This is a genomic window from Kribbella sp. NPDC048837 (assembly GCF_055586945.1).
This window is the reverse complement of record NZ_JBVJHF010000007.1, coordinates 190,887-215,199: the sequence shown is the minus strand read 5'-3', so window position 1 is coordinate 215,199 and position 24,313 is coordinate 190,887. Positions and strand designations below refer to the sequence as shown.

General features: G+C 69.1%; 26 protein-coding genes. 11 read left to right on the top strand and 15 right to left on the bottom strand.

Annotated elements, in window-relative coordinates:
• Window positions 1-9 precede the first annotated feature (9 nt).
• Entirely contained in the window at window positions 10-747 is a 738-nt protein-coding gene (locus ACZ6O0_RS30695; RefSeq protein ID WP_465768495.1) for a 2-phosphosulfolactate phosphatase, read from the bottom strand.
• Between the two features lie 43 nt (window positions 748-790).
• On the bottom strand, window positions 791-1,198 hold the full coding sequence (locus tag ACZ6O0_RS30690; RefSeq protein ID WP_465768494.1) for a DUF3151 domain-containing protein: 408 nt from the start codon (window positions 1,196-1,198) through the stop codon (window positions 791-793).
• Between the two features lie 145 nt (window positions 1,199-1,343).
• Between ACZ6O0_RS30690 and ACZ6O0_RS30685 the strand changes: the two genes are divergently transcribed.
• Window positions 1,344-1,793 (top strand): HNH endonuclease, encoded by a 450-nt coding sequence (locus ACZ6O0_RS30685; RefSeq protein WP_465768493.1) that lies wholly within the window; start codon window positions 1,344-1,346, stop codon window positions 1,791-1,793.
• A gap of 115 nt (window positions 1,794-1,908) precedes the next feature.
• A complete protein-coding gene (locus ACZ6O0_RS30680; RefSeq protein WP_465768492.1) occupies window positions 1,909-2,856 on the top strand; it encodes a type IV toxin-antitoxin system AbiEi family antitoxin domain-containing protein in 948 nt (315 codons plus the stop codon).
• 62 nt (window positions 2,857-2,918) lie between these two features.
• Here ACZ6O0_RS30680 and fbaA read toward each other — a convergent pair whose 3' ends face one another.
• A complete protein-coding gene (gene fbaA / locus ACZ6O0_RS30675) occupies window positions 2,919-3,944 on the bottom strand; it encodes a class II fructose-bisphosphate aldolase (protein ID WP_465768491.1) in 1,026 nt (341 codons plus the stop codon).
• A 192-nt stretch (window positions 3,945-4,136) separates the two neighbouring features.
• Complete coding sequence (locus ACZ6O0_RS30670; protein ID WP_131363764.1) at window positions 4,137-4,856, bottom strand: GntR family transcriptional regulator; 720 nt, start codon at window positions 4,854-4,856, stop codon at window positions 4,137-4,139.
• Window positions 4,857-4,995: 139 nt separating this feature from the next.
• Here ACZ6O0_RS30670 and ACZ6O0_RS30665 point away from each other — a divergent pair, with 139 nt between their 5' ends.
• Both ACZ6O0_RS30665 and ACZ6O0_RS30660 read left to right on the top strand, forming a co-directional pair.
• Window positions 4,996-6,015, top strand: a complete 1,020-nt coding sequence (locus ACZ6O0_RS30665; protein ID WP_465768490.1) for an SIS domain-containing protein — start codon at window positions 4,996-4,998, stop codon at window positions 6,013-6,015.
• 104 nt (window positions 6,016-6,119) lie between these two features.
• Window positions 6,120-6,539 carry a VOC family protein gene (locus ACZ6O0_RS30660; protein ID WP_465768489.1) on the top strand — a complete coding sequence of 140 codons (420 nt, stop codon included), beginning with the start codon at window positions 6,120-6,122 and terminating at the stop codon, window positions 6,537-6,539.
• A 119-nt stretch (window positions 6,540-6,658) separates the two neighbouring features.
• On the opposite strand, the gene ACZ6O0_RS30655 is transcribed toward ACZ6O0_RS30660, so the two are convergent.
• The gene (locus tag ACZ6O0_RS30655; RefSeq protein ID WP_465768488.1) at window positions 6,659-7,441 is read right to left on the bottom strand and encodes an IclR family transcriptional regulator domain-containing protein; all 783 of its coding nucleotides are present in this window, start codon (window positions 7,439-7,441) and stop codon (window positions 6,659-6,661) included.
• Between the two features lie 176 nt (window positions 7,442-7,617).
• Between ACZ6O0_RS30655 and ACZ6O0_RS30650 the strand changes: the two genes are divergently transcribed.
• The 3 genes from ACZ6O0_RS30650 to ACZ6O0_RS30640 are packed head-to-tail and all read left to right on the top strand — an operon-like array spanning window position 7,618 to window position 11,311.
• Window positions 7,618-8,700: a maleylacetate reductase gene (locus tag ACZ6O0_RS30650; protein WP_465768487.1), complete on the top strand. Its 1,083-nt coding sequence runs from the start codon at window positions 7,618-7,620 to the stop codon at window positions 8,698-8,700.
• Between the two features lie 11 nt (window positions 8,701-8,711).
• Complete coding sequence (locus ACZ6O0_RS30645) at window positions 8,712-9,584, top strand: intradiol ring-cleavage dioxygenase (protein ID WP_465768486.1); 873 nt, start codon at window positions 8,712-8,714, stop codon at window positions 9,582-9,584.
• On the top strand, window positions 9,581-11,311 hold the full coding sequence (locus ACZ6O0_RS30640) for an FAD-dependent oxidoreductase (RefSeq protein ID WP_465768485.1): 1,731 nt from the start codon (window positions 9,581-9,583) through the stop codon (window positions 11,309-11,311). Before ACZ6O0_RS30645 ends, ACZ6O0_RS30640 begins: the two co-directional genes overlap by 4 nt.
• Here ACZ6O0_RS30640 and ACZ6O0_RS30635 read toward each other — a convergent pair.
• The 3 genes from ACZ6O0_RS30635 to ACZ6O0_RS30625 all read right to left on the bottom strand — a co-directional run bounded on the left by ACZ6O0_RS30635 (window position 11,300) and on the right by ACZ6O0_RS30625 (window position 13,481).
• Entirely contained in the window at window positions 11,300-11,488 is a 189-nt protein-coding gene (locus tag ACZ6O0_RS30635) for a hypothetical protein (RefSeq protein ID WP_465768484.1), read from the bottom strand. The two genes, ACZ6O0_RS30640 and ACZ6O0_RS30635, sit on opposite strands and share 12 nt — an antisense overlap.
• A 135-nt stretch (window positions 11,489-11,623) precedes the next feature.
• A complete protein-coding gene (locus tag ACZ6O0_RS30630; protein ID WP_465768483.1) occupies window positions 11,624-12,859 on the bottom strand; it encodes an alpha-amylase family protein in 1,236 nt (411 codons plus the stop codon).
• Window position 12,860: 1 nt separating this feature from the next.
• The gene (locus ACZ6O0_RS30625; protein ID WP_465768482.1) at window positions 12,861-13,481 is read right to left on the bottom strand and encodes a TrmH family RNA methyltransferase; all 621 of its coding nucleotides are present in this window, start codon (window positions 13,479-13,481) and stop codon (window positions 12,861-12,863) included.
• A gap of 63 nt (window positions 13,482-13,544) precedes the next feature.
• On the opposite strand from ACZ6O0_RS30625, the gene ACZ6O0_RS30620 reads away from it, so the two are divergent.
• Window positions 13,545-14,255 (top strand): DedA family protein, encoded by a 711-nt coding sequence (locus tag ACZ6O0_RS30620; RefSeq protein WP_465768481.1) that lies wholly within the window; start codon window positions 13,545-13,547, stop codon window positions 14,253-14,255.
• A 4-nt stretch (window positions 14,256-14,259) separates the two neighbouring features.
• Here the strand turns inward: ACZ6O0_RS30620 and ACZ6O0_RS30615 are convergent, their stop codons facing one another.
• The 6 genes from ACZ6O0_RS30615 to ACZ6O0_RS30590 all read right to left on the bottom strand — a co-directional run bounded on the left by ACZ6O0_RS30615 (window position 14,260) and on the right by ACZ6O0_RS30590 (window position 20,363).
• Window positions 14,260-14,649: a hypothetical protein gene (locus ACZ6O0_RS30615; RefSeq protein ID WP_465768480.1), complete on the bottom strand. Its 390-nt coding sequence runs from the start codon at window positions 14,647-14,649 to the stop codon at window positions 14,260-14,262.
• A 140-nt stretch (window positions 14,650-14,789) separates the two neighbouring features.
• On the bottom strand, window positions 14,790-17,771 hold the full coding sequence (locus tag ACZ6O0_RS30610) for an AfsR/SARP family transcriptional regulator (RefSeq protein WP_465768479.1): 2,982 nt from the start codon (window positions 17,769-17,771) through the stop codon (window positions 14,790-14,792).
• A 218-nt stretch (window positions 17,772-17,989) separates the two neighbouring features.
• Complete coding sequence (locus ACZ6O0_RS30605; RefSeq protein WP_465768478.1) at window positions 17,990-18,829, bottom strand: LemA family protein; 840 nt, start codon at window positions 18,827-18,829, stop codon at window positions 17,990-17,992.
• Between the two features lie 37 nt (window positions 18,830-18,866).
• The gene (locus tag ACZ6O0_RS30600) at window positions 18,867-19,595 is read right to left on the bottom strand and encodes a hypothetical protein (protein ID WP_465768477.1); all 729 of its coding nucleotides are present in this window, start codon (window positions 19,593-19,595) and stop codon (window positions 18,867-18,869) included.
• The gene (pyrE, locus tag ACZ6O0_RS30595; RefSeq protein ID WP_465768476.1) at window positions 19,595-20,140 is read right to left on the bottom strand and encodes an orotate phosphoribosyltransferase; all 546 of its coding nucleotides are present in this window, start codon (window positions 20,138-20,140) and stop codon (window positions 19,595-19,597) included. Before pyrE ends, ACZ6O0_RS30600 begins: the two co-directional genes overlap by 1 nt.
• A gap of 28 nt (window positions 20,141-20,168) precedes the next feature.
• Complete coding sequence (locus ACZ6O0_RS30590; RefSeq protein ID WP_465768475.1) at window positions 20,169-20,363, bottom strand: sortase domain-containing protein; 195 nt, start codon at window positions 20,361-20,363, stop codon at window positions 20,169-20,171.
• A gap of 108 nt (window positions 20,364-20,471) precedes the next feature.
• Between ACZ6O0_RS30590 and tdh the strand changes: the two genes are divergently transcribed.
• Window positions 20,472-21,521: an L-threonine 3-dehydrogenase gene (tdh, locus tag ACZ6O0_RS30585; protein ID WP_465768474.1), complete on the top strand. Its 1,050-nt coding sequence runs from the start codon at window positions 20,472-20,474 to the stop codon at window positions 21,519-21,521.
• Complete coding sequence (locus ACZ6O0_RS30580) at window positions 21,521-22,702, top strand: glycine C-acetyltransferase (protein WP_465768473.1); 1,182 nt, start codon at window positions 21,521-21,523, stop codon at window positions 22,700-22,702. Before tdh ends, ACZ6O0_RS30580 begins: the two co-directional genes overlap by 1 nt.
• Here ACZ6O0_RS30580 and ACZ6O0_RS30575 read toward each other — a convergent pair.
• Entirely contained in the window at window positions 22,695-23,579 is an 885-nt protein-coding gene (locus tag ACZ6O0_RS30575) for a hypothetical protein (RefSeq protein ID WP_465768472.1), read from the bottom strand. The genes ACZ6O0_RS30580 and ACZ6O0_RS30575 overlap by 8 nt on opposite strands.
• Window positions 23,580-23,750: 171 nt before the next feature.
• On the opposite strand from ACZ6O0_RS30575, the gene ACZ6O0_RS30570 reads away from it, so the two are divergent.
• On the top strand, window positions 23,751-24,305 hold the full coding sequence (locus tag ACZ6O0_RS30570) for a hypothetical protein (protein WP_465768471.1): 555 nt from the start codon (window positions 23,751-23,753) through the stop codon (window positions 24,303-24,305).
• Window positions 24,306-24,313 lie beyond the last annotated feature (8 nt).

The following is a 24,313-nucleotide window of genomic DNA, read 5'->3' as shown; positions in this document are numbered from 1 at the left end:
CCTCGTGGTTCAGGTTGACACGAACATCGTACCGTCCCGGAGGACGGGGACGCTGCGACTCTCGTCCACCTCGGCCGCGATCGCCACATCCTCCGGGAAGCCGTACTGCGTGAGCTCACGGCCACCTGCGCACTCGTGCAGTCTCGTCGGCAGCTCGTCCGCAACGGCGTCGTACACCGCTACCGCGGCCCGGGCCTCCGGGGACAGATCGTCGAACTGCAGCGCGCTGAGGAAGCCGCCCGCACCCCAGAGGTCCTCAACCGCCGGCCGGAGCGAGCCGTCCTTCCACCGCTCGCCCGCCGCGATCGCCACGACTTTCGCGCCGGGGCGCTCCGCCAGCTGCTTCCTCGTCCATTCGGCCGCTGCAAGCCGGTTGCGCAGCGACACCGCGATCACCGTCGCGCCGCTGTCACTGAGCTGCTTCGCGATCGTCGAGCCGTTCGGGGACGGCAGTACCAGACGGCTGACTCCGACCGCCCGCCGAATCGTCGCGGGCGACAGACTCACGCCTGCCTCGGATCGTCCCACGGCCAGCGTCGCGCCGAACTGGTCGGCGTACGCCGCAGCGGTCTCGTCGCGCCACCGATAGGGATAGACCTCAATGCCGAGGTCCGCCGCCACCGTCACCGCGGTGGTGAAGGACAGCACATCGACCACAGCCACGATGTCGCCGCCCACCGCTCCGGCTCCGACCGGTCCCCAGTCGAAGCCGGCTCTGAATCCGTCCTGCGCGTAGGGGCTGGTCACTCGACGGATCATGCCGCCGAGTCACCAGCCCGACAAGCAGGTTTCAGCTGAGGACGTCGGCTGCGGTGGGTGACGAGTCGCGCAGGAAGGTGGCGCAGCGCTCGGCCTCGTCCTTCTCGTCGATCAGGGCGGCCGCCTTGCCCAGCGCGGCCAGGCAGCGCAGGAACCCGCGGTTCGGCTCGTGCTCCCACGGAACGGGCCCGTGACCCTTCCAGCCGTTGCGCCGGAGCAGGTCCAGGCCGCGGTGGTACCCGGTGCGGGCATAGGCGTACGCCTCGATCGTGCGCCCGTCCGCCAGCGCCGCCTCGGCCAGCACGCCCCAGGCCAGCGACGAGGTCGGAAACTTGGCGGCGACGTCGGTCGCGGCGGCCCCGGCGGCGAGTTCTGCCGCGGCCGGGTCGACGGGGAGTAGTGTCTCGGGTGGACCAGACAGCAGATTGTTCAATTCCATAAGCACATCTTCGCCGATCACGCAGCCGTACCGGCACGTGACCGTCTGGCGAAATCCGTTGACCGTTCACCGACCGGCCACGGATGCTTGAGACCCTGCGTGATAGCCGCCGTGGTTCCCAGCTACGGCCGGAAGGAGGCACCGGATGAGCGTCATAGTCCTGAACGCGTCATACGAGCCGCTGCACACCGTGTCGATCCAGCACGCCATCCGGATGCTGGTCCGCCAGGTCGCAGTGGTGGAAGAGGCGCACGGAGAGCGGACCATCGGCCCTTTTCCGGTTCCACGCGTTCTGCGCCTGGTCCGGTACGTCGTCACCCACTGGCGCTACGCCGCCGGCCGGATGAAGTACAGCAAACACGGTGTGCTTCGTCGGGACAGGTTCCGCTGCGCGTACTGCGGCCTGGACAACGCCGACACCATGGACCACGTCCAACCCAGATCCAGGGGCGGCCGCACCGAGTGGCTGAACGCCGTGGCCGCCCATGCCGCCTGCAATGAGCGGAAAGGCAACAGGACCCCGTCCGAAGCCGACATGCCCCTCCTCTGGCAACCCTGGGTACCAACCCGCGCCGAGCTCGTCATAGACAGATGACGAGCCTTTTTTATGCCCTCTTCCAGGCCCCGGGTTCTCCACAGATTTGAAGTCGGCGGTCCCGGTGGGGGTTGATCGCGGCAAGTTCTAGGGCATGAACCCTCAACTTTCCGTGATGGCCTCGATCAGGGGCGGCGTGTTCACCCGGGCCGACGCGCGGGCCTGCGGCTACCCGGATCCCGACATCGACTCTCTGCTGGAGACCGGCGGCTGGCGCCGGATCCGGCCGGGGACGTATGCCGAGCGCCGATCGCTCATCCTCGTCACCGACCAGGTCCTCCACCTGCGGAAGGTGTATCGCGTCCTCCGCTCCGGCGGTTCCAACACCTACGCAAGCCACCAGTCCGCCGCAGCCCTCCATGCCCTACCGCTCTGGGGCCTCGACCTGTCCGGGGTGCACGTGACCGCGTCCGCCGGCCGCTCGGGCTGCGTCGGTGGCGTTCACCGGCACATCCGCGATCCAGTCGGCCCAGGCCTCCAACTGTGGAACAAGCTGCGGATGGTCTCCCCGGCCCGCGCCATCGCCGAGGTCGCCGCCACCGCGCCCACCACGCCCGCCGTCGTCCTGGCCGAAGCCGCTCTGTATGCCGGCCTGGTCACCAGGCGCTCGCTGAGACGCGCGGTCCACGACCACGGGAACGAGCGTGCCCTCGAGGTGATCTCCCACGCGTGCACGAGTTCTGCGTCGGTCGCCGAATCACGCCTTCGCTTCATCCTCGGCGAAGCTGGCTTTCCGGCCCCTGCACCGCTTCCAGATGCGGACACCTCCGACTCAGCCGAGCCCGAGACCACGTCGCTGTGGTTCTCCGAGGAGCGCACGATCGTGGAGTTCGAGCCGCGTTTCCCCTTCTGGTGCGACGACTTCGAGCTGGAGGACGACGAGCCGCCGGTCCCCGCACCGATGCCCGATCCGTCCGCGCCACAACCGGTCGAGCGCTGCTGGATCTCCTGGGCCGACCTCAACGACCCACCGGCCGTGATCGACCGAGTCCGGGCCGCCTTCACCCGGGCATCCCGCCGTACCGCCGTCCGGCACTTCGACCTCGCCCGTGCCCGGATGTGACGGAGGGGCCCACCGCACGCAGCGGCGAGCCCCTCGAACCGAACCCTCAGGAGGATCCGATGTCAGGCGTTCAGCGACGTACCCGTCGAGCGGAGGCTCTCGCAGGCCTCGGCGACGCGCTCGGCCATGCCGGCCTCGGCCGCCTTGCCCCAGGCGCGCGGGTCGTAGGCCTTCTTGTTGCCGACCTCGCCGTCGACCTTCAGCACGCCGTCGTAGTTGGCGAACATGTGGCCGGCGGCCGGCCGGGTGAACGCGTACTGCGTGTCGGTGTCGACGTTCATCTTGATCACACCGTGGTCGACCGCGGCACGGATCTCCTCGAGCGTGGAGCCGGATCCACCGTGGAACACCAGGTCGAACGGGCGCTCCTTGCCGACCTTGGCGCCGACCTGGTCCTGGATCTCCTTCAGGATCTCCGGCCGCAGCTTGACCGCGCCCGGCTTGTAGACGCCGTGCACGTTACCGAAGGTCAGCGCGGTGATGTAGTGGCCGTTCTCACCGGTGCCGAGCGCCTCGACCGTGGCCAGGCCGTCCTCGACGGTGGTGTAGAGCTTCTCGTTGATCTCGTTGGCGACACCGTCCTCCTCGCCGCCGACCACACCGACCTCGATCTCCAGCACGATCTTCGCCGCGGCCGTCTTGGCCAGCAACTCCTTGGCGATCTCCAGGTTCTCCGCCAGCGGCACCGCGGAGCCGTCCCACATGTGCGACTGGAACAGCGGGTTCTCGCCCCGGGCCACGCGCTCGGCGGAGATCTCCAGCAGCGGCCGGACGAAGCCGTCCAGCTTGTCCTTCGGGCAGTGGTCGGTGTGCAGCGCGATGTTCACCGGGTAGTTCTTGGCGACCTCGTGCGCGTAAGCCGCCAGCGCGACCGAACCGGACACCATGTTCTTCACGGTCGACCCGGACAGGTACTCCGCACCGCCGGTGGAGACCTGGACGATGCCGTCCGAGCCCGCCTCGGCGAATCCGCGGATCGCGGCGATCAGCGTCTGCGACGAGCTGACGTTGATGGCCGGGTAGGCGAAGCGGTTCTGCTTGGCCTTGTCCAGCATCTCGGCGTAGACCTCAGGGGTGGCAATAGGCATGTCTCGCGGTACTCCTCACAACAAAGTCCATGTGGGTTGAGCTCCAGTATGGCCATCGAGCACTTCGTCGTACCCGGCGGCCCACCTGCCGAACCGGCCAGGCGGCCGGGGAGCGATCGGCAGGGTTGCAGACCAGTTGATGAACAGGACAGATCCAGTTGGTTGCGGTCCGATGACGTCCGTGAGTCAGGCCTAGGCCGATCCGGTCCTCGGGCCGCGGGGGGTCAGGGCCATGTGCAGGCGGTATCGATCCGCCCGGTAGGCCGACCAGGACAGCTCGACGACCTTGCGGCCGGCGAAGGTGGTGCGCTCGAGGACCAGCAGGGGTGCCCGCCTGGCCACGCCGAGCACCCGCGCGACATGGCCGTCGGCGTTGTCCGCCCGGACGGTCTGCTCACCGGAGGTGACGACGACGTCGTACTCGCTGGCGAAGACGTCGTACAAAGTGCCGAGCTCACGGCCGAGCAGGCCGGGGAAGAGCGCGGACGGGTAGTAGCCGACCTCGTACGCCATCGGCGAGGCGTCGGCGGTGCGGAGCCGCTCGACCCGGATCACCTTGGTGCCCTTGGCGACCCGCAGGCCCTTCGCGGTCTCGTCGGAGGCCTCGATCTCGGTGGCCGACAGCACCACCGTGCCGGGCTCCAGGCCACGGGCCCGCATCTCCCGGGAGAACGAGGTCAGGTGGAGCTGGGAGTCGACCTGGGGACCGGTGACGAACGTCCCCTTGCCGTGCACGCGTTCCAGCGCACCGGACTCGACCAGGTCGCTGATCGCCTGTCGCACGGTCACCCGGGAGACGTTCAGCTTGTCCACCAGGGCACGTTCGGAGGGGATCGGGTCCCCTGGATGCAGTTCGACATCGATCAGCCGTTCCAGTACCGATCGGACCTGGGCCCGCTTGGTCGCCACCATCGAATCTCGATCCTCCAGACCTGGGCGGGTCTCGGGGGTGCCCCGGGGCGCCGCTCACTGCTATCGTGCGCAGCATACCTGTTAAGACCAGATAGGACCAGTGATCGTAGTGGTGTCTGTCCCCGCCCAGGAAACTCAGATGGCGCGCGAGATCGCCGAGCAGCCGGCTGCTCTGGCGGCGACGTTCGAGCATGTTCTGCCGCTGCGGCACGACATCACGCGGCTGGCCGCCGGTCGCCGGCACGTGATCTTCGTGGCGCGGGGATCGTCCGACAACGCCGGCGTCTACGGCCGCTACCTGACCGAGATCCACGCCGGCCGGCAGGCGTCCCTGGCCGCGCCGTCGGTGGCGACGCTGTACGGCGCCAACCTCGACCTGTCGAACTCCCTGGTCGTCGCGGTCAGCCAGTCGGGCGCGACCCAGGAGATCGTCGACACCGCCGAGTGGGCCAAGCGCAACGGCGCCGCGGTCGTCGGCATCACGAACGACGGCAACAGCCCGCTGGCGTCGACGGCGGACGTCGCCCTGATCACGCAGGCCGGGCAGGAGCTCGCCGTACCGGCGACCAAGACCTACACGACCCAGCTCGCCGCGATCACGGTCGCCGTCGACGCGCTGGCGCAGCGGCCGGGCACGCTGGACGCGGACATCGCCCGCGTTCCGGACGCGGCGGCGAAGATGCTGTCGGGGTCGGTCGAGGCGGCCGCGGATCTGCTCGCCGGCGCGCACGACGTCCTCGCGAGCGGACGCGGGCTCACCTTCGGGACGACCCTCGAGGTCGCGCTCAAGCTTGAGGAGACATGCCTCCAGCCGGTCCGCGGCCTGTCGTACGCCGACCTCAAGCACGGTCCGATCGCGGTCGTCGACGCCGACCTGGTCACCATCCTGGTCGCGGCCGGCGAAGGTCCCGCGCTGCCGGGCATGACCGAGTTGGCCGGCCTCGTCCGCGAGAAGGGCAGCAAGATCCTCGGCATCGGCGGCGACTCCACCTTCGCCTCCCGCTGCGACGTCAACCTCCCGGGCCCCGATCTCCCCGAGACCCTCGCTCCCCTGGCCCTCGTCATCCCCGCCCAGCGAGCCATCGAGTTGCTGGCCCGCAAGCTCGGCCTGAACCCCGACGCTCCCCGGGGCCTCCGCAAGGTCACCCAGACCGACTGACCGGCAGCTCCCGAAATCCTCAGTCAAAGTGCTCATTCGGTGAGCACTTTGACTGGAATCGTGGTGGTCATCAACCGGGAAACACCCACGGAAGGACCACCGAGATGTTGCGAGGACTTGCCACCGTCAGCTTCTACGCCGACGACGTGAAGGCGGCCCGGGACTGGTACTCGAAGCTGCTGGGCATCGAGGCCTACTACGCCGTGCCGAACGCGGAGGAGCCGGCGTACGTCGAGTTCCGCTTCGGCGACTTCCAGTGCGAGCTCGGCATCATCGACGCCAAGTACGCCCCGCACCAGGTGACCAACGGCCCCGCCGGCGCAATCATCAACTGGCACGTCGACGACCTCGAGGCCGAACTCGACCACCTTCTGTCCCTCGGCGCCACTCTCAACGAGGCAATCACCGAACGCGGCAACAACACCGGCTTCCGCACCGCCTCGGTAGTAGACCCGTTCGGCAACCTCATCGGCATCATGAACAACCCCCACTACCTGGAAATCCTCGCCACCCTGAAGAACTGACCCCGGCGCCGGCCGCTCGATCTCGGCCGGCGCGATACCGCTGGCCGCCAACACTGCTCTGATCGCACTGTCCAGCGACTACCTGATGCCTCGCGCCTGACGTCGCGATGGTGGGTGGGTTAGAGCGGGCCCCGGTGGGTTAGGGCTGTGGTTATTTGGGCTGCGGTGGATTGCAGGTGGGGGAGGACGTCTGCGCGGAGGGAGGTGGGGGTGGAGCGGGAGGCGTGGGCGGAGACGTTGAGGGCGGCGATCGTGCGGCCGCGGGCGTTGCGGATGGGGGCGGCGATCGAGCGTAGGCCTAGCTCGAGTTCTTGATCGACCAGCGCGTAGTCGTCGGCTCGGGCGCGGTCGATGGTGGCTCGGAGTCTGTCGGGGGACGTGACGGTGCGGGCGGTGAGGGACTCGGCTTGCAGGGTGGAGAGGTACGCCGTGAGCTCGTCGTCGGCGAGGTCGGCCAGGAGGACCCGGCCCATGGAGGTCGGGTACGCCGGGAGGCGGGCGCCGACGCCGAGGGCGACCGTCATGATGCGGCTGGTCGGCACGCGCGCGACGTACACGATGTCGGGGAGGTCGAGGGTCGCAATCGAGCAGGATTCGCGGGTTGTGGCGCTGAGCTCTTCCATGAACGGGCCGGCGAGTTCGCCGAGGTCGAGCGAGGACAGGTAGGCCCAGCCGAGGGCGAGTACGCGCGGGGTGAGCGAGAAGCGGCGGCTGTCGCTGCGGACGTAGCCGAGCTCCTCCAGCGTGAGGAGGATCCGGCGCGCGGTCGCCGGGGTGATCCCGACGGCGCGGGCCACCTCGCTGAGCGTCAGCGACGGCGCCTCGGCCGAGAATGCGCGGATCACCGCGAGGCCGCGCTCCAGGCCCTGCAGGAACGTGCCTGTAGACGCCTCACTCGCCATCGGCTAGCCTACTTTTCGTTGAAAGAAGAACTATTCGCTCAGCGAAATCCTAGCGGAGCAGCTCATGCCACGTCCAGTTCACCTGCCCGACACCCCCGGCGTGCCCACCCTGCGCCGCCTGCAGAACGTCACAGCCCGCCGCGACAGCACCACCGTTGGCTGCCAGGTGGTTTCTGATGGGTGAGTTGGGGTTTGTGCATGGGTTTCTGCCGGGGCGGGTTGTGTTTGGGGCTGGGGTGCTGGATCGGGTGGCGGGGGAGGTGGAGTTGCTCGGGGTTCGGCGGGTGCTGGTGGTTGCCACCAGGTCGGCGCGGGATGCGGCTGATGTGGTCGAGGTGGAGTTGAAGGATCGGTTCGCGGGGCGGATCGACGGGGTCACGCAGCACGTGCCGACCGAGGTCGCGGAGGCGGCGAGGGACAAGGCGCGGGAGGTCCGCGCGGATGGGATCGTCGCGATCGGTGGCGGATCGGCGATCGGCCTCGCGAAGGCGGTCGCACTGACGAGCGAGCTGCCGCAGGGACTCCAGATCGTGGCGGTGCCGACGACGTACGCCGGGTCCGAGATGACGCCGGTGTGGGGTGAGACGTCCGGCGGTAGTAAGACGACGGGCACCGACCTCAAGGTGTTGCCGAGAACTGTCGTCTACGACCCGGTGCTCACTCAGCACCTCCCGATGAAGGTGACCGCGGCCAGTGTGGCCAACGCGATCGCGCATTGCGTGGAAGCGGTATGGACACCCAAGGCCGACCCGATCACCGAGACGACCGCGGTCGAAGGCGTCCGCGCGCTGACCACCGGCCTCACAAAGACGCTGGAGGATCCCACCGATCTAGATGCCCGAGGCAACCTCCTGTACGGCGCCTGCCTGGCCGGCTCGGCGCTCGCCACAGCCGGCACCGGGTTGCACCACAAGCTGTGCCACCTCCTCGGCGGCACCTACAACCTCCCGCACGCCGAGACCCACGCCGCAGTACTCCCCCAGGTGGCCCGCGTGAACGCCCCCGCCGTACCGCGAGCCAAAGCCCGCTTGGAAGACGCACTGCAGACCGACGACCTCGCCTCCGGGCTGTACGACCTGTTCCGCAAAGCAGCAGTCCCGACAAGCCTCCGGGAGCTGGGACTCGGCCAGGACCAGGCACACGAAGCAGCGCACACGTTCAAGCCGACGCCCAACCCGATCCCCGTGACCGAAGAACTCGTGCAAGAGATTCTCACCCGCGCCTGGGCAGGAACCAGGCCCGACAGCCGAGAAGTATGAGGAGCAACCGGATGGACCTGCAAGGCGACGACCTGACCGCAGCGGTGGTGGCCAGTTTCGACGGCAGCGCGAACCCTCGCACCAGGACCCTGATGAGCGCCCTCGTGCGCCATCTGCACGCGTTCGCGCGGGAGGTGGACCTGACCGAGGACGAGTACTTCACCGCGATCGACTTCCTCACCCGCACCGGTCAGATCTCCACCGGCACTCGCCAGGAGTTCGTCCTGCTGGCCGACGTCCTCGGCCTGTCGATGCTGACCGTCGGTCTCGGCAACCGCAAGCCGCCGGAGGCCACTCAGTCGACCGTCTTCGGCCCCTTCTTCGTCGAGGGTTCGCCCGAAGCTCAGCTGGGCGACGACATCGCGAACGGCGCCCCCGGACAGCCGTGCCTGGTGAGCGGGCGGGTCCTGAACACGAAGGGCGAGCCGATCGCCGGAGCCCTCGTCGAGACCTGGCAGGCCGACGAGGAAGGCTTCTACGACGTCCAGAAGGACCTCGACGGACCGCAGAACCGGGCGCACCAGACAACCGATGCCGAGGGCAACTATGCGTTCTGGGCGGTGAAGCCGGTCGCCTACCCGATCCCGGACGACGGCCCGGTCGGCGAGCTCCTGCGCGCCGGCGGCCGCGGCCCGATGCGCCCGGCCCACATCCACTTCATGGTCACCGCTGACGGATACGCGCGGCTGATCACGCACGTCTTCGCCGCAGGTGACGAGTTCCTCCGCAACGACGCGGTCTTCGGCGTCAAGGACTCCCTGATCGCCGACTTCACCGAACACCCGGCCGGCACTGCGGCGCCCTATGGAAAGACCCCGGACCAGCCCTACTACTCCGTCGGCTACGACCTGGTGCTCGCCACCACCGAGGAGACGCAGCAGTGATCACGACAGACGTTCTCATCGTGGGCAGTGGCCCGGCCGGCGGAGCCGCCTCACTCTTCCTGTCCACCTACGGCATCGACAATGTCGTACTGTCCCGCTACGGCTGGACCGCCAACACGCCCCGCGCGCACATCACCAACCAGCGCACGATCGAGCTGATGCGGGACATGGGCATCGAGGACCAGGTCATCGACAAGGGCACCGAGCACCAGCTGATGGGCCAGACCGCGTTCTGCACCAGCCTGGCGGGTGAGGAGATCGGCCGTATCCGCACGTGGGGTACGCATCCACGGCGGCTGGCCGACTACACCGAGGCGAGCCCGACGCTCCCGGTCGACCTGCCGCAGACACTCTTCGAGCCGATCCTCGTCAGTACGGCGGCCAGCCGCGGGGCGCGGCTCCGGTTCAACACCGAGTACCTCTCGCTGGAGCAGGACGAGGACGGGGTCACGGCGACCGTCCGCGATCGGCTCAGCGACACGACGTACCAGATCCGGGCGAAGTACCTGATCGGCGCGGACGGTGGCCGCAGCAAGGTTGCCCAGGACATCGATCTGCCGATGGCCGGCGCGATGGACATCGAGGGTTCGATGAACATCGTCTTCGAGGCGGACCTGAGCCGGTACGTCGCGCATCGCCCGAGCGTCCTGTACTGGGTGCTCCAGCCGGGTGCGCAGATCGGCGGGATCGGCGCCGGCCTGGTCCGGATGGTCCGGCCGTGGAACGAGTGGCTGATCGTCTGGGGCTACGACATCACCCAGCCGGCCCCAGTGGTCGACGAGGCGATGGCGACCGAGATCGTGCACAACCTGGTCGGCGACGACACGATCGACGTGAAGCTCAAGGGTACGTCGGTCTGGAGCGTCAACCACATGTACGCCCAAAGGGCTAGCGTCAACCGCGTGTTCTGTATGGGCGACGCGATCCACCGGCACCCGCCGAGCAACGGCCTCGGCTCCAACACCTCGATCCAGGACGCGTACAACCTCGCCTGGAAACTCGCACTGGTGCTGAAAGGCCAGGCCGCGCCCGAGCTGCTCCAGACGTACGACGAGGAGCGGACGCCGATCGCGCGGCAGATCGTCGACCGGGCGAACAAGAGCCGGACCCAGTTCGGCCAGATCTTCCGTGCCCTGGGGATGACGCCGGACGCGCCACCCGGGCGGACGATCGAGTCACGCAAGGACGACACCCCGGAGGGCGCCGCCCAGCGCGAGGAACTGCGGACCGCGATCGAGCTCAAGGACTACGAGTTCAACGCGCACGGTGTGGAGCTCGGGCAGCGGTACCGCTCGGCCGCCGTGATCCCGGACGGTACGCCGGAGCCGACGTACGACCGGGACGAGGAGCTGTACTACCACCCGACGACCTGGCCGGGTGCGCGGATCCCGCACTGCTGGCTGACGCGCGGGCCGGAGACCGTCAGCACCCTCGACGTGGTCGGCAACGGCCGGTTCACACTGCTCACCGGGATCGGTGGTGACGCCTGGGTGAAGGCGGCGCAGACGGTGTCCGAGCAGCTCGGCGTACCGATCGAGCCGTTCGTGATCGGGCCGGGCCGGGAGCTCGAGGACCTGTACGGCGACTGGTCGCGGGTGCGCGAGATCCCGGACGACGGATGCCTGCTGGTCCGGCCGGACGCGCACATCGCGTACCGCTCGTTCGAGCAGCCCGGCGAACCGACAGAGGCGCTGCGCCACGCCGTCACCACGCTGCTAGGCCGCTGACGACTGCTGGGCCTCCCGGAGGATCTGGTCGAGGATCGCCGAGATCTCGGCGGTCTCGGCGTCCAGCAGGGTGATCAGGGCGACCCGCGACGTTTCCGTGCGCGCCTCCAGAGCCGCCGCGCTCAAGGCGCGCACGGTCCCTAGCTCATGAATCAGTTCGTCCCACAAAGCGTTCATCAACTACCCCCATGTTCCCGTCACAAACCCGTACGACGTGCTTGATGCACGTCGCGCCCCCCGAGTTGGGGCTGACTTTGGTCGAGAAGCCTCACTTCTGTCTTACGAGGGACAACGCGGGACCCGGGCCCGGGGTTACGGACCTGTCAGCAATCTCCAGCTGTGCGCCGGCACGACCAGCGGATCGCCCTCGGACTCGCCCGCACCGACCGTCAGCCCGGTCGCATCGACCGCGAACCGCTCAGCCTGGTCGGAGATGTTGAGCAGGAGCAGTACAGACGCGTCGCCATCGCTGGTCCGCAAGGCGACCGACTGATTGGTCAACTGCTCGACCGTCGTCCGGCCGCGCGTCAGCCACGGGTTCCGCCGCCGTACGTCGATCAACCGCTGATGCAGCCGGTACGTCGGCCAGCCGGACGACGCCAGCTCCGAAGGCCCCTCCGGGAACACCGGCCGGATCGCGTCATCACCGCCGGCCCGATCCTCCTTCAGCCCGCGGAACGCCTGCTCGTCGCCGTAGTACACGCTCGGCACGCCGCCCACCGCGAACAGGATCGCGAGCGCGTGACCGAGATGCCGTTCGTCCTCCAACCGCGTCGCGATCCGGGTGACGTCGTGGTTGCCGACGAACGTCTGCGGCACAAAGCGTTCGAGCAACTCGTCATGCCGCCCGAGGGCGTACGCGAGCTCGAAGAAGTTGCCGTCGTTGAGCGAACTCCAGATCGCCTTCCACAGCTCGTACTGCGTGACCGAGTCCAGACCGCTCTTCGCGATGTACCCGGCGTAGTCGCCGTGGATCACCTCGCCGAAGAACCACGCGTCCGGATACCGCTCGCGCGGCAGCACAGTGCGCCAGAACTCCGGCGGTACGGCGTACGCCGCATCGAGCCGCCACGCGTCGACACCACGATCGAGCCAGTGGGACAGGACCTCGCTGACGTACTGCGCGACGGCGGGCTGACTGTGATCGAGCGCGATCAGGTGCTCATGCCCCTCGAAGGTATCGAGCGACCCGTCGGGACCCCGGCGGAACCATTCACCAGGTCCGTTGAAAGAACGGGCGACATGGTTGAAGACGCCGTCGAGGGCAACGCGCAGACCCCGATCGTGAGCGCGCGCGACGAGCCGGTCGAAGTCGGCGTCGTCGCCCAGCCGGGGGTCGATCCGGAAGTGGTCGACGGTGTCGTACCCGTGGGTCTCGGACGCGAACACCGGGCCGAGCAGGAGCCCTGAGCAACCGAGTTCGATGGCGTAGTCCAGCCAGTTCTCCAAGCGGGACAGCCGATGGACGACCGGCGTACGGGCGTCCTTCTCGGCGCCGGTGAAGCCGAGCGGGTACACCTGCCACCAGATCGCGTGATCAGCCCACACATCAAGTCCCTTGGTCGAAGGTGTGGCGGCGGATCCAGGCGTGCATGGCGATTGCGGCGGCGGCGCTTGCGTTGATCGAGCGGGTCGAGCCGAACTGGGCGATGGACAGCACGGCGGTGCAGATCGCGTGTGCCTCCGGGGTCAGGCCGGGGCCTTCCTGGCCGAACAGGAGCACACACTCCTCGGGCAGCTCGTAGGTCTCCAGCGGGACCGAGCCGGGCAGGTTGTCGATGCCGATCACGGGCAGTCCGCGCTCAGCGGCGTACGACGCCAGGTCCGCGAGCTGGGGGTGGTGCCGCACATGCTGGTAGCGGTCGGTGACCATCGCGCCGCGGCGGTTCCACTTCCGGTTGCCGACGATGTGCACCTCGGCCGCCAGGAAAGCGTTCGCCGTCCGGACGACCGAGCCGATGTTCAGGTCGTGCTGCCAGTTCTCGATCGCGACGTGGAACGTGTTCCGCTGCCGGTCGAGGTCCGCGACGATCGCCTCGAGCTTCCAGTAGCGGTATTTGTCCACCACGTTGCGCCGGTCGCCCGACGCGAGCAGTTCCGGATCCAGGCGCGCATCGTCAGGCCACTGACCCTGCCACGGGCCGACTCCGACCTCGTTCGGTCCGACCATGTCTGCCCCGCGAGGATCCTCGCCACTCAGCTCCTGCACAGGTCGGGACGCTACCCTGTCCGCGTGCTCTCTCTTGTCGCGATGCTGATGCCGAACTGGATGGACCCGGAGTACCTGCTGCACTGGCTGGGTGACTGGGCCCTCTGGGGAACGGCCGCGGTCGTGTTCATCGAGTGCGGATTGCTGTTCCCGATCCTGCCCGGTGACTCACTGCTGTTCGCCGTCGGCCTGTTCATCGCGGCCGGGACGATCCACGTCCCGCTCTGGCTGGCGTGCGTGATCCTGACCGTCGCGGCGTTCCTCGGCAACGTCTCCGGCTACTACATCGGCCGCGCGCTCGGGACGACGCTGTTCCGCAACCCGAACGCCCGGTTCCTGAAACCGAAGTACATCGAGCAGACCCACGAGTTCTTCGAGCGGTACGGCCCGCGGGCGCTGGTGCTGGCCCGGTTCGTGCCGATCGTGCGGACGTTCATCACGGTCGTGGCGGGCGCCGGCAAGATGGACCCGAAGAAGTTCTTCCTCTGGACCGGCGTCGGTGCCGTGCTCTGGGCGACCGGCATCACGCTGCTCGGCCACGCGCTCGGCAACATCGAGTTCATCCACAAGAACCTCGAGGCCGCGCTCGTCCTGCTGGTGCTGATCTCGCTGATCCCGATGCTCGTCGAGTACCTGCTGGCCCGGCGGCGCAACCGCAACGCCGCCGCCCCGGCGGTGGACGGGCCGAAGCACGCTGCCCCGAAGCACCCGGTCACCAACCATTCGAACGACTGAACTCTCAGTGCCCGAACGGGAAATGTGGCTCTGACCAGACGCAGTCGGTGCTCAGCCCCGCGAGATCCGCGATCTCGACCGGTCCGCTGAGCAACGGGCCGACCACCTGACCGGAACCGAGTGCACAGGCCACCCGGATCCGGTCTGCCGCGTGGTACCAGACCAGCGCCCCCCGCGGCGCTTCCCCCTCGTGCAGCAGCGCGTGGTGGTCGAGCCACCGCACCGCGTCCGCCGCGTCGTGCCAGCCGCTGTCCTGGGCATAGCCGAACGCCATCCGCTGGAACTTCAGCGGCCAGTCCTGCCAGGCCGCCGATCCGAGCCGTTCCAGCTGCCAGTTCAGCGCCGCCTCGGTGTCCCGCGGGTTCGCGACCCGCGGGACGTTCCGGCGCTCCACGACAACCTCCCCCCAGGCCATAGCTGGTCCCCCGTTTTCCCCGAACCGCCTGGCCTGCGTGCCGTGGCGTGGCGTACGACAGATCCTGTCGCAGGCGGATACAGCCGCCGTACATTCGAAACGCCAACCACACAACGTGGTCAGCCCGCCGCGGCCCCGGTGTCGAAGGCGGCCAGCTCGCGGCGGCACTCGGCGGCGCGGACGTCGTTGCCGGCCTGCTGCCAGACCCGCGCGGCGCGGTCGAGGGTACGCCGGGCCGAGTCGAGGTTGCCCGTGGACACGTAGAGCCGGCCCAGGTGCTGCGCCGCCTGGCCCTCGACGCTGCGGTCACCGAGCCGATGGCCGATGTCGATCGCGTCCAGCAGCATCTTCCGGGCCGCGGCCACCTCGCCGCGCGCCATCAGCGCATGGCCGAGATCGGTCCGCGCGTACGTCGCACAGTGGTCGTCACCGATGCCGTTGAAGATCGTGAGTGCCTTGCGCAACTGCCGGACCGCCTGGTCGGGCCGACCCTGGTGGACCCGGAGCGCCGCGATCCGCCGCCGGACCTTGGCCTCGCGGTGACTGTCGACGCGGCGCACCGCGAGCAGGAACGCCTGGGCCAGATAACTGCCGGCCGTCGCCGGGTCGTCCCGGGACAGCCAGATGTTGGCCGCCGCGGTCCGGGCCAGCGCCTCCGCGTTCGCGTCGCCGACCTCGACGAACGCCTCGATCGCGAACTCGTACTGCGCCAAGCCCTCGTCCGGCCGCCCGCGTTCGCGCAACCAGGTGCCCAGGCCGACGGCGGTGATACCCGCGCCGAGCCGGTCGCCGACCTCGGCGAACACCGGCGCGGCCGCGTCGAAGTGCCGCCAGGCGTCGTCCCAGTCGTCCTTGTACAGCGCGAGCTGGCCGAGGTTGCGATGCATGATCGCCTCGCCGCGCCGGTCCCCGCAGGCGATCGCGCTGAGCAGGCCCTGCTGGTGCGAGCTGTTCCAGTCGTCGAAGCCGGCCCGCATGTCCAGGTACGGCCCCCAGGCGGCGGCGATCCGCCAGGCATGGTCGTGCAGCCCGTTCTGCGCCGCGGCCCGGATCGCGGGCACGAACGTACTGCGTTCGCTGTCGAACCAGGCGATCGCGTCGGTCTCGGTGAACGGCGCGGGGTCCGGAGCCGTCAGCGGTCCGGTGTGCTCGAGGACGCCGAAGTACTCGAAGGCGAGCGCGTTGTTGGCGCGGCGGATCTTGTTCAGGAGCGCTTCGAGCACGGTCTCGACGTCGCGGACCGCCTGCGCCCTCTGCTCCTCGTCGCCGACGCCGAGGGCGTGCAGCCTCAGCAGGTCGTGGACCCGGTAGCGCGCCGTCCCGCGATGGTCGACCGAGCTGATCCGGACCAGATTGACCTCGATCAGCCGGTCCAGGCTGCGTCGCACCGAGGCCGGTGACGCGACCGCTTCCAGGGCCCGCGCCGAGAACACGCCCACGGCGAAGTGACCGATGAGGCGGTAGAGCCGGGCCTCCTCCGGGCTGAGCGCGTCGTAGCTCAGGTCGGCGCTCGTACGGACGGCGAGCTCGCCGATGCTCAGCTCGTCGAGCCGGGACGTCTCGTCGCGCAACCGGCGCGCGAGCTCGCGGGGGCTCAGGTCGGGACGCTGGGCCAGCCGGCTGCCGACGATCCGGATCGCCAGCGGCAGGTTCGCGCAGGCGGACAGGATCTCGTCGGCCTCGGGCGACTTCCGATCCACGCGGCCGGGGCCGGCCACCGACTCGAGCAACGCCGCTGCCTCGCGGTCGTCGAAGGTGTCGAGCGGCATGCTGTCCGCGCCGGCCAGATCCATCAGCCGGTTGCGGCTCGTCACGACGACCGCGGACGCGCCCGTACCCGGCATCAGCGGCGTGACCTGACTGGCCGTGGCGACGTCGTCGAGGATGATCAGCACCCGGCGGCTGGCCAGCTCGGACCGCAGCATCGCCGACCGCCGCTCGGGATCGGTGGGGATCGCGAAGTCCGGAAGGTTGAGGCTGAGCAGCAGATCGGTCAGCGCGGCGGCCGGATCGCGCGGCTGCGTGGCGCCGTGCATGTCCAGGTAGATCTGCCCGTCCGGGAACGACTCCCGGACCAGATGCCCGAGCCGTACGGCGAGCGACGTCTTCCCGGTCCCCGGTGCGCCGGAGATGACCGCGATCGGTGGCCGCACCGGGTCGCGCCCGCAGACGAGGTCGCGCAGCTGCTCCAGCTGCTCCTGGCGGCCGTTGAAGTCCGCCAGGTCGAGCGGCAACTGACTCGGTGGCCGCTGCGGATCGGTCAGCTCGGGTGCCGCCATCGGACCCGGCGATACGACGGCGTCCGGCCGTTCCGTCGTACGGGTCGAGGGGATGCCGGGGTTCGGCCAGTTGGCGGAGCGGCCGTTCTCGGCGCGGGCACCGGCGGCCTCGAGGTCGGGGCCCGGCTTGATGTCGAGCTCGTCGGCGAGGGTCTGCACGGCCTTGGCGTAGGCGGCCCGGGCCTCACCGACCCGGCCGGCCGCGAGCAGAGCGTCGACGAGCCGGCGCCAGAGCTGCTCGTCGTACGGGTCGTCGGTGAGTCGTGCGCTGAGGAGTACGGCGGCTCCGCTGGCGTCGCCGTACTCGAGACGTAGGTCGAGCAGACTGTCGACCAGACCGCGGTGCTGCGCCTCCAGGCGGGCGATCGAGCCCTCCCAGGCGGCGGGGATCGGCAGATCCTCCAGCGGGCGGCCCTGCCAGAGCGAGTAGGCCCGGGACAGCACTTGCATCGCCTGACGGCCGTCGCCGGCGTCTCGGAGGTGGCCGCCTTCGGCTAGCAGCGACTCGAAGAGGCTGGCGTCGAGCTCGTCCACACCGACCTCGATGCTGTAGCCGGCGGCCGATGTGTCGATCGGCGCGGGCAGCCCGGCTTCCTGCAGGACGCCGCGGAGCGCCCGGACATAGGTCCGGATGTTCGCCGTGGCGGAGCGCGGCGGATTGGTCTCCCAGAGCGCGTCGGCGATCAGATCGGTCGAGACGAACCGGTTGGGGTGCAGGAGCAACGTGGCCAGCAGCTGGCGCGGTTTCGCGGCCTTCAGCGGCTGGCCCTGGACGTGAACAAGCCGCAGAGGTCCGAGGATCCCGTACCTCAGACTGTCCACTCGTCCTGACCTCTCCGTTCTGGAACCGACCTATCGTGGCATCCGCCTGTACCCGGCGGGAAGGCCGATGTACGCCGGATGTATCTCGTTGCGGCACTGTTGACGTAGGTACCGGGGGGAGGCAGGGCCCGGTGGTGGCGACTTGACCGCCGTCACGACCGGGCCTGGCACTGGTGGGAGCTCTGGGTCGGGGGTCTTGAGCTACGGGGAACCGGTGCCTACTGGCCACCGGTGAACGGCGGCTGTCCGTCCTGTGGCGCGGGGGAACCCGCAGGCGGGCCGCCCACCGGTGGCTGGCCCTGTGCCTGCGCCGGGTACTGCCCCGGCTGCTGCTGGTACGGCGCCTGGCCCGGCTGCTGCTGGTAGCCAGGGACCTGAGGCTGGCCCTGGTAGTTGCCCTGGTCACCCGGCATCTGCGGGTGGATCTGACCCGACGACGGCACGCCCGGCTGCATCTGCGGCGGTGCCTGCTCGCCCGCGACCGAGCCGATCGTGCCGAACGAGACCTGCGGGACCGAGCGGACCTGCTCGTCCTTCACCTCGAAGTAGCCGGCCTTCTCGAACTTGAACGCGCCCGCGATCACGTTGGACGGGAACGCCTCGATCCGGGTGTTGTAGTCACCCACGTTGGCGTTGTAGAACCGGCGCCCGGCCGCGATCCGGTCCTCGGTGTCGGTCAGCTCGCGCTGCAGGCCGAGGAAGTTCTGGTTCGACTGGAGCTGCGGGTACGCCTCGACCGAGATCATCATCTGACGCAGCGCGCCGGACAGCTCACCCTCCGCGGCCGCCCGCTGCTCCGGGGTGGAGCCCTGCACGTTGACGGCCTGGGTGCGCAGCCGGGCGACCTCCTCGAACACGTGCCGCTCGTGCGCGGCGTACGCCCGGACGGTCTCGACCAGGTTCGGGATCAGGTCGTACCGGCGGTGCAGCTCGACGTCGATCTGCCGCCAGGACTCCTGGATCAGGTTCCGCTGCTTGACGAACCGGTTGTACGACGTGATCAGCGCGATGGCCAGAATCACTACGATCACCACGACCGCGATGACGACGAAAGTCATTCCGTGCTCCCGAGTGTCGGTAATGCTGCCTGCGACTCTACGGGTAACCAGGTCCGCGCGGCGGTTGCTGCAGACGGGGGTCGACGCCCGCGTAGTCGCGCCAGACGTACGGCGGAACCTGCTCGACCACCTGCTGCAGCAGGGCCAGGCGGCTCATCACCTCGTTCGGGTGGTGGGCGCCCTTGTCCCAGCCGACCAGCGAGTTCCCCTCGACCCGCCAGCCGATCTCGCCACGGGCCAGCAGGAGCTCCATCATCCGCGGTGTCACCACCGCGTGGCCGAAGCGCTCGTCGTCCGCCTTCACCCGGAACGCGCGGTTGAACTGCTCGCTCTCGAACTGGAGATCCCGGAAGCCGAGGGCGTTGGCCACCGCGCCGCCGAAGATCCCCTCGTGGGTGATCTCCAGGTGCGGCAGCGCGCCCGGCAGTTGCAGCACGACCAGGCCGAACTTGTGGGTGGTCGTCGTACTACGGCCCTTCGAGTCGGTCGAATGCGTCTGGTAGCTGTAGTCGAAGGCAACCATCTGGTGACCGTTGAATGCACCGGAGAGCACGTTCTTGACCTGCCAGTTGTCACCGGTCCGGAACGGCGTACCCGACCACTGGCCGGCGAGCGCGTTGTTCGACGGGAGGTACGACCAGCCCTGCTGGGCGGCGAACGCGGCGAACAGTTCGCGCCGCTTCTTCGCCTGTAGGTAGCTGAGGTAGAAGATGCCGCCGCCAATGAGGACGGCGACGAGAACGAACAGGAGAGGGCTGATGTTCATCAGCCGAGGCCGAGGTCCTCGAGCCCGAACACCGACCGGTACTCCAGACCCTCCGACTCGACCTTCTCGCGCGCGCCGGTCGCGCGGTCCACGATCACCGCGACCGCGACCACCTCGGCCCCGGCCTCACGCAACGCCTCGACCGCGGTCAGCACCGACCCGCCGGTGGTCGACGTGTCCTCCACCGCGAGCACCCGGCGGCCCTTCACGTCCGGACCCTCGATCCGCCGCTGCAGACCGTGCGTCTTCTCGGCCTTGCGTACGACGAAGGCGTCGAGCCGGCGGTCTTGCCGGGCGGCCGCGTGCAGCATCGACATGGCGACCGGGTCCGCGCCGAGGGTGAGGCCGCCGACGGCGTCGTACTCGAGGTCCGCGGTCAGCTCGAGCATCGCCGGGCCGATCAGCGGCGCCGCGGCCGCGTCCAGCGTGATCCGGCGCAGATCGACGTAGTAGTCGGCTTCCTTGCCCGACGCCAGCGTCACCCGGCCGTGCACGATGGCCTTGCTCTTGACCTGCTCCAGCAGTCCGTCCCGGTCGTAGCTCATGAGCGTTGAGCTTAGAACAAGGCCGAGCTCACGATTTCTTGCTCACCTTCACGAGCTGCCCGAAGGCGACTGACCGGTCCGGCGAATGGAACAGGTCCTGGCAGGTGGTGAGAGTGATCATCGACTTGGTCGGGGTCTCGCGGGGCTTGCCGGGGACGGGGTCGAGGACCCAGGTGTCGGTCGGCTTGACGGTCAGATCGCGGGGCCGACCCACTCCCCGCATGCCGAACAGTATGCAGAGGAACTGCAAAGGCTGTGCACGACGTGTCGATGGACGCCGGTGGTTGCCCGGGACGACGATGTGGACGATCGTCGTAGACGGAGGTGTGTGGTGAAGGCGCTGGTCAAGGCCGAAGCGAAGCCCGGTCTGTGGTTGCAGGACGTGCCGGAGCCGAAGATCGAGGCCGACGAGGTCCTGATCAAGGTGCTCCGGACGGGATTGTGCGGCACCGATCTGCACATCCAGAGCTGGGACCACTGGGCGCAGAAGAACGTACCGGTGCCGATGGTGACCGGGCACGAGTTCTGCGGTGAGGTGGTCGAGATCGGCGTCGGTGTCCGCGACGTCGCCGTGGGTGACCTGGTCAGCGGCGAGGGCCACCTGGTCTGCGGCCGCTGCCGCAACTGCCGCGCCGGCCGCCGGCACCTGTGCATCAAGACCCGCGGCCTCGGTGTCCACGTGCCGGGCGCGTTCGCGGAGTACGTCGCTCTGCCCGCGAGCAACGCGTGGGTCCACAAGGATCCGGTCGACCTGGACGTCGCCGCGATCTTCGACCCGTTCGGCAACGCCGTACACACGGCTCTGTCGTTCCCGCTGGTCGGCGAGGACGTGCTGATCACCGGCGCCGGCCCGATCGGCGTGATGGCCGCGGCGGTCGCGCTGCACGCCGGCGCGCGGAACGTGGTGGTCACGGACCTGTCGGAGTACCGGCTGGACCTGGCCCGCAAGATCGGCGTCACCCGGGCGGTGAACGTCGGTGCGGAGAGCATCGCGGAGGCGCAGCAGAGCCTCGGTATGCGCGAGGGGTTCGACGTCGGCATGGAGATGTCCGGCCAGCCGGCCGCGCTGCGGGACATGCTGGCGAACATGACCCACGGCGGGAAGGTCGCGATGCTCGGCCTGCCCGCGGACGAGATCGCGATCGACTGGAGCACCGTGGTGCTCAACATGCTGACGATCAAGGGCATCTACGGCCGGGAGATGTTCGAGACCTGGTACTCGATGTCGGTGATGCTGGAACGCGGCCTGGACCTGACCCCGGTGATCACCCACCGGTTCGGGTACGGCGACTTCGAGCGCGCCTTCGACGTGGCCCGGCAGGGGCAGTGCGGCAAGGTGATCATGGACTGGACGAGCGAGACGCTGGAGGAGAAGCACTGATGTTCGGGCGGATGCGGGACGACCTGACGGCGACCATCGGCGAGATCCGGGACGCCGGGCTGTACAAGTCCGAGCGGGTGATCACCTCACCGCAGCAGTCACTCATCTCCGTTGCTTCAGGCAACGAGGTGCTGAACTTCTGCGCGAACAACTACCTCGGCCTGGCCGACCACCCCGAGGTGATCGCGGCGGCCCGCGAGGCGCTCGACCGGTGGGGCTTCGGGATGGCGTCCGTACGCTTCATCTGCGGCACGCAGCAGATCCACAAGGACCTGGAAGGTGCCCTGAGCAACTTCCTCGGCACCGAGGACACGATCCTCTACAGCTCCTGCTTCGACGCGAACGGCGGCCTGTTCGAGACCCTGCTCGGCGCCGAGGACGCGATCATCTCCGACGAGCTCAACCACGCCAGCATCATCGACGGTGTCCGGCTGTCCAAGGCCCGCCGGTACCGCTACAAGAACCGCGACATGGCCGACCTCGAGGCCCAGCTCAAGGACGCCGCCGACGCCCGCTACCGGCTGATCGCCACCGACGGCGTCTTCTCGATGGACGGGTACGTCGCTCCCCTCGACGAGATCTGCGACCTGGCCGAGCGGTACGACGCGCTCGTCATGGTCGACGACTCCCACGCGGTCGGCTTCGTCGGCGCGGACGGCGCCGGGACACCCTCGCTGTTCGGGGTGAAGGACCGCGTCGACATCGTCACCGGCACCCTCGGCAAGGCACTCGGCGGTGCGTCCGGCGGCTACGTTTCCGGTCGCCGCGAGATCGTCGAGCTGCTCCGCCAGCGGTCGCGTCCGTACCTGTTCTCCAACTCCCTGGCCCCGTCCGTGACCGCAGCCTCCCTGAAGGCCCTCGAACTCATCGGCGGCTCCAGCGACCTCCGCGACAAGCTGGCCGCCAATACGAAACTCTTCCGCACCAAGATGACCGAAGCGGGCTTCGACGTACTCCCTGGCGACCACCCCATCTCCCCCGTGATGATCGGCGACGCCGCCCAGGCCGGCCGCCTCGCCGACAAACTCCTCGACCTCGGGATCTACGTCATCGGCTTCTCCTACCCCGTCGTCCCCCACGGCAAGGCCAGAATCCGGGTCCAACTCTCCGCCGCCCACTCCACGCAAGACGTAGAAACCGCCATCGCCGCCTTCATCGAAGCCCGCGCCGCCCTCAGCTGAGGGGGTCGGCGCCGTCAGCCGGGCTCGGTGGGGCGAGGGCCGCCTCGAGGTGAGCGGCTACAGCGTCCAAGGCCTGAGGGTTTGCGTCCGGTTGGCCGGATGCCAGGAGGTTCTGGATGTCGGTTCGGGCAGTTCGGGTGGCGTCTCGGAGGGTTCGGACTCGGGTTGCGGCGGGTTCGTCCGGGGCTGTCGGCTCCAGGGTGGTCAGGCGGTCTTCGGCCGCGACGACGCGGGGCTCCGCGACGGTCCAGCCGCCGGCTACTTCCGCGAGCGAGGGCTGCTGGCGGAGTTGGGGGATGAGCTCGCGGGCGAACCAGGCGACCTCGGCCTCGGCGGCCGTCAGGTCATCGCGCCAGCCTTGGCGGTGGCGTGATCTGACGAGGAGCGGGATACCGATGGCGAGCGCGAGTACCAGCGCTCCCAGGAGCCACCACAACCAGGTAGGCGTTCCGTCGGTCTCGGCCGAGGTGGGCGCCACCGACGCCGAGGCCGTCGGTGACGGGGCGGCCGCAGGCACTGACTCGGTCGCCGTGGAAGTCTCGGTGCGGGTGACGGTTCGCTCCGGCTGCGGTTGGGTCGGCGCGGACGTCTCCTCGGGCTCCGGCTCCGTCCGAGCCGGCGAGGAGGCCTCCGGTGAGCGGGTGGGGACTCGTTCCGACTCGGGCTCGGAGGCGGACGAGGTGTCCTCGCGTTCCGGCGAGCGGGTGGGGTTCGGGAGCGTCGCCGTCGGGGAGGGCAGCGCGTTCGGCGTTCGCGTCGACGATGTGGTCGGCCGCTCGACGCCGCCGGTATCTCCGCACGAGACGAGGAGCAGCGCCGCGACAGCCAGACCAACGGCTCGCATCATCACCGGGCTCGGGGTGTTCAGGAGTCTCACCGGCCCGCCTCTCGATCGGCTCTCAGGAAGAAGATCGCACGTTCCGAGTCGGCTCCGACTCATCCGCGTAGGGCGATATCCAGCCGATCCACGAAAGGCCTATGGGTGCCGCCGACCACGCGAACACGCCAGGGCTAGGGTGAGCCGGTTCGGTCTGGGTGAGGGAGGGTCATGCGCCGGGTGCTGGCTGTTGCCGGGTTCGTCGGGTTGCTGGGTGTCGCCGGATGCGGTGAAGGTGCGGAAACGCCGGTCTCGGCCGCGTCGAGTCCGGCGACCTCGCCGAGTTCGACGCCGAGCGCCGTACGCAGTGCTCCGCTGGTGAGGGCAACCCCTGCGCCGTTGAGCGTGGCGGCGGCCGGGACGCGGTACCTGGCGGTGACACGGCCCTACAACGTGGCTTTGGAACGCTTCGAGAAGGCTGCCAACAGCGGAGCCTCGGTGAAGACCCTGCAGGCACGGGCGCGCGCGGTCGCCGCGGCGAACCTGGCAGAGTCGCGACAACTCTTGTCGATCGCATGGCCGGCCAAGGTCTCGACCCAGATCCGGGCGCTGGCTCGCGCCGACGCAGCGGCCCGGCCGCATTGGCTGCGGGTCGCCGCGGCCGGCAACCTCGGCGACATGGCCCGCCACGTGAAGCTCGCCTCGGCCGAAAGTGGCAAGGCCCCGGCCGCGGACATCCGCCGGCTCCTCGGACTCCCGAAGTACGACGAGAAGGACTACAGCTGACTTTGTCG

Excerpts from the sequence above, each read along its gene's own strand:
- ACZ6O0_RS30690 (WP_465768494.1), bottom strand. The coding sequence starts at position 1,198 with ATGGAATTGAACAATCTGCTGTCTGGTCCACCCGAGACACTACTCCCC.
- ACZ6O0_RS30685 (WP_465768493.1), top strand. The coding sequence starts at position 1,344 with ATGAGCGTCATAGTCCTGAACGCGTCATACGAGCCGCTGCACACCGTG.
- ACZ6O0_RS30680 (WP_465768492.1), top strand. The coding sequence starts at position 1,909 with ATGGCCTCGATCAGGGGCGGCGTGTTCACCCGGGCCGACGCGCGGGCC.
- fbaA (WP_465768491.1), bottom strand. The coding sequence starts at position 3,944 with ATGCCTATTGCCACCCCTGAGGTCTACGCCGAGATGCTGGACAAGGCC.
- ACZ6O0_RS30670 (WP_131363764.1), bottom strand. The coding sequence starts at position 4,856 with ATGGTGGCGACCAAGCGGGCCCAGGTCCGATCGGTACTGGAACGGCTG.
- ACZ6O0_RS30665 (WP_465768490.1), top strand. The coding sequence starts at position 4,996 with ATGGCGCGCGAGATCGCCGAGCAGCCGGCTGCTCTGGCGGCGACGTTC.
- ACZ6O0_RS30660 (WP_465768489.1), top strand. The coding sequence starts at position 6,120 with ATGTTGCGAGGACTTGCCACCGTCAGCTTCTACGCCGACGACGTGAAG.
- ACZ6O0_RS30655 (WP_465768488.1), bottom strand. The coding sequence starts at position 7,441 with ATGGCGAGTGAGGCGTCTACAGGCACGTTCCTGCAGGGCCTGGAGCGC.
- ACZ6O0_RS30650 (WP_465768487.1), top strand. The coding sequence starts at position 7,618 with ATGGGTGAGTTGGGGTTTGTGCATGGGTTTCTGCCGGGGCGGGTTGTG.
- ACZ6O0_RS30645 (WP_465768486.1), top strand. The coding sequence starts at position 8,712 with ATGGACCTGCAAGGCGACGACCTGACCGCAGCGGTGGTGGCCAGTTTC.
- ACZ6O0_RS30635 (WP_465768484.1), bottom strand. The coding sequence starts at position 11,488 with ATGAACGCTTTGTGGGACGAACTGATTCATGAGCTAGGGACCGTGCGC.
- ACZ6O0_RS30625 (WP_465768482.1), bottom strand. The coding sequence starts at position 13,481 with ATGGTCGGACCGAACGAGGTCGGAGTCGGCCCGTGGCAGGGTCAGTGG.
- ACZ6O0_RS30605 (WP_465768478.1), bottom strand. The coding sequence starts at position 18,829 with ATGACTTTCGTCGTCATCGCGGTCGTGGTGATCGTAGTGATTCTGGCC.
- ACZ6O0_RS30600 (WP_465768477.1), bottom strand. The coding sequence starts at position 19,595 with ATGAACATCAGCCCTCTCCTGTTCGTTCTCGTCGCCGTCCTCATTGGC.
- pyrE (WP_465768476.1), bottom strand. The coding sequence starts at position 20,140 with ATGAGCTACGACCGGGACGGACTGCTGGAGCAGGTCAAGAGCAAGGCC.
- ACZ6O0_RS30590 (WP_465768475.1), bottom strand. The coding sequence starts at position 20,363 with ATGCGGGGAGTGGGTCGGCCCCGCGATCTGACCGTCAAGCCGACCGAC.
- ACZ6O0_RS30580 (WP_465768473.1), top strand. The coding sequence starts at position 21,521 with ATGTTCGGGCGGATGCGGGACGACCTGACGGCGACCATCGGCGAGATC.
- ACZ6O0_RS30570 (WP_465768471.1), top strand. The coding sequence starts at position 23,751 with ATGCGCCGGGTGCTGGCTGTTGCCGGGTTCGTCGGGTTGCTGGGTGTC.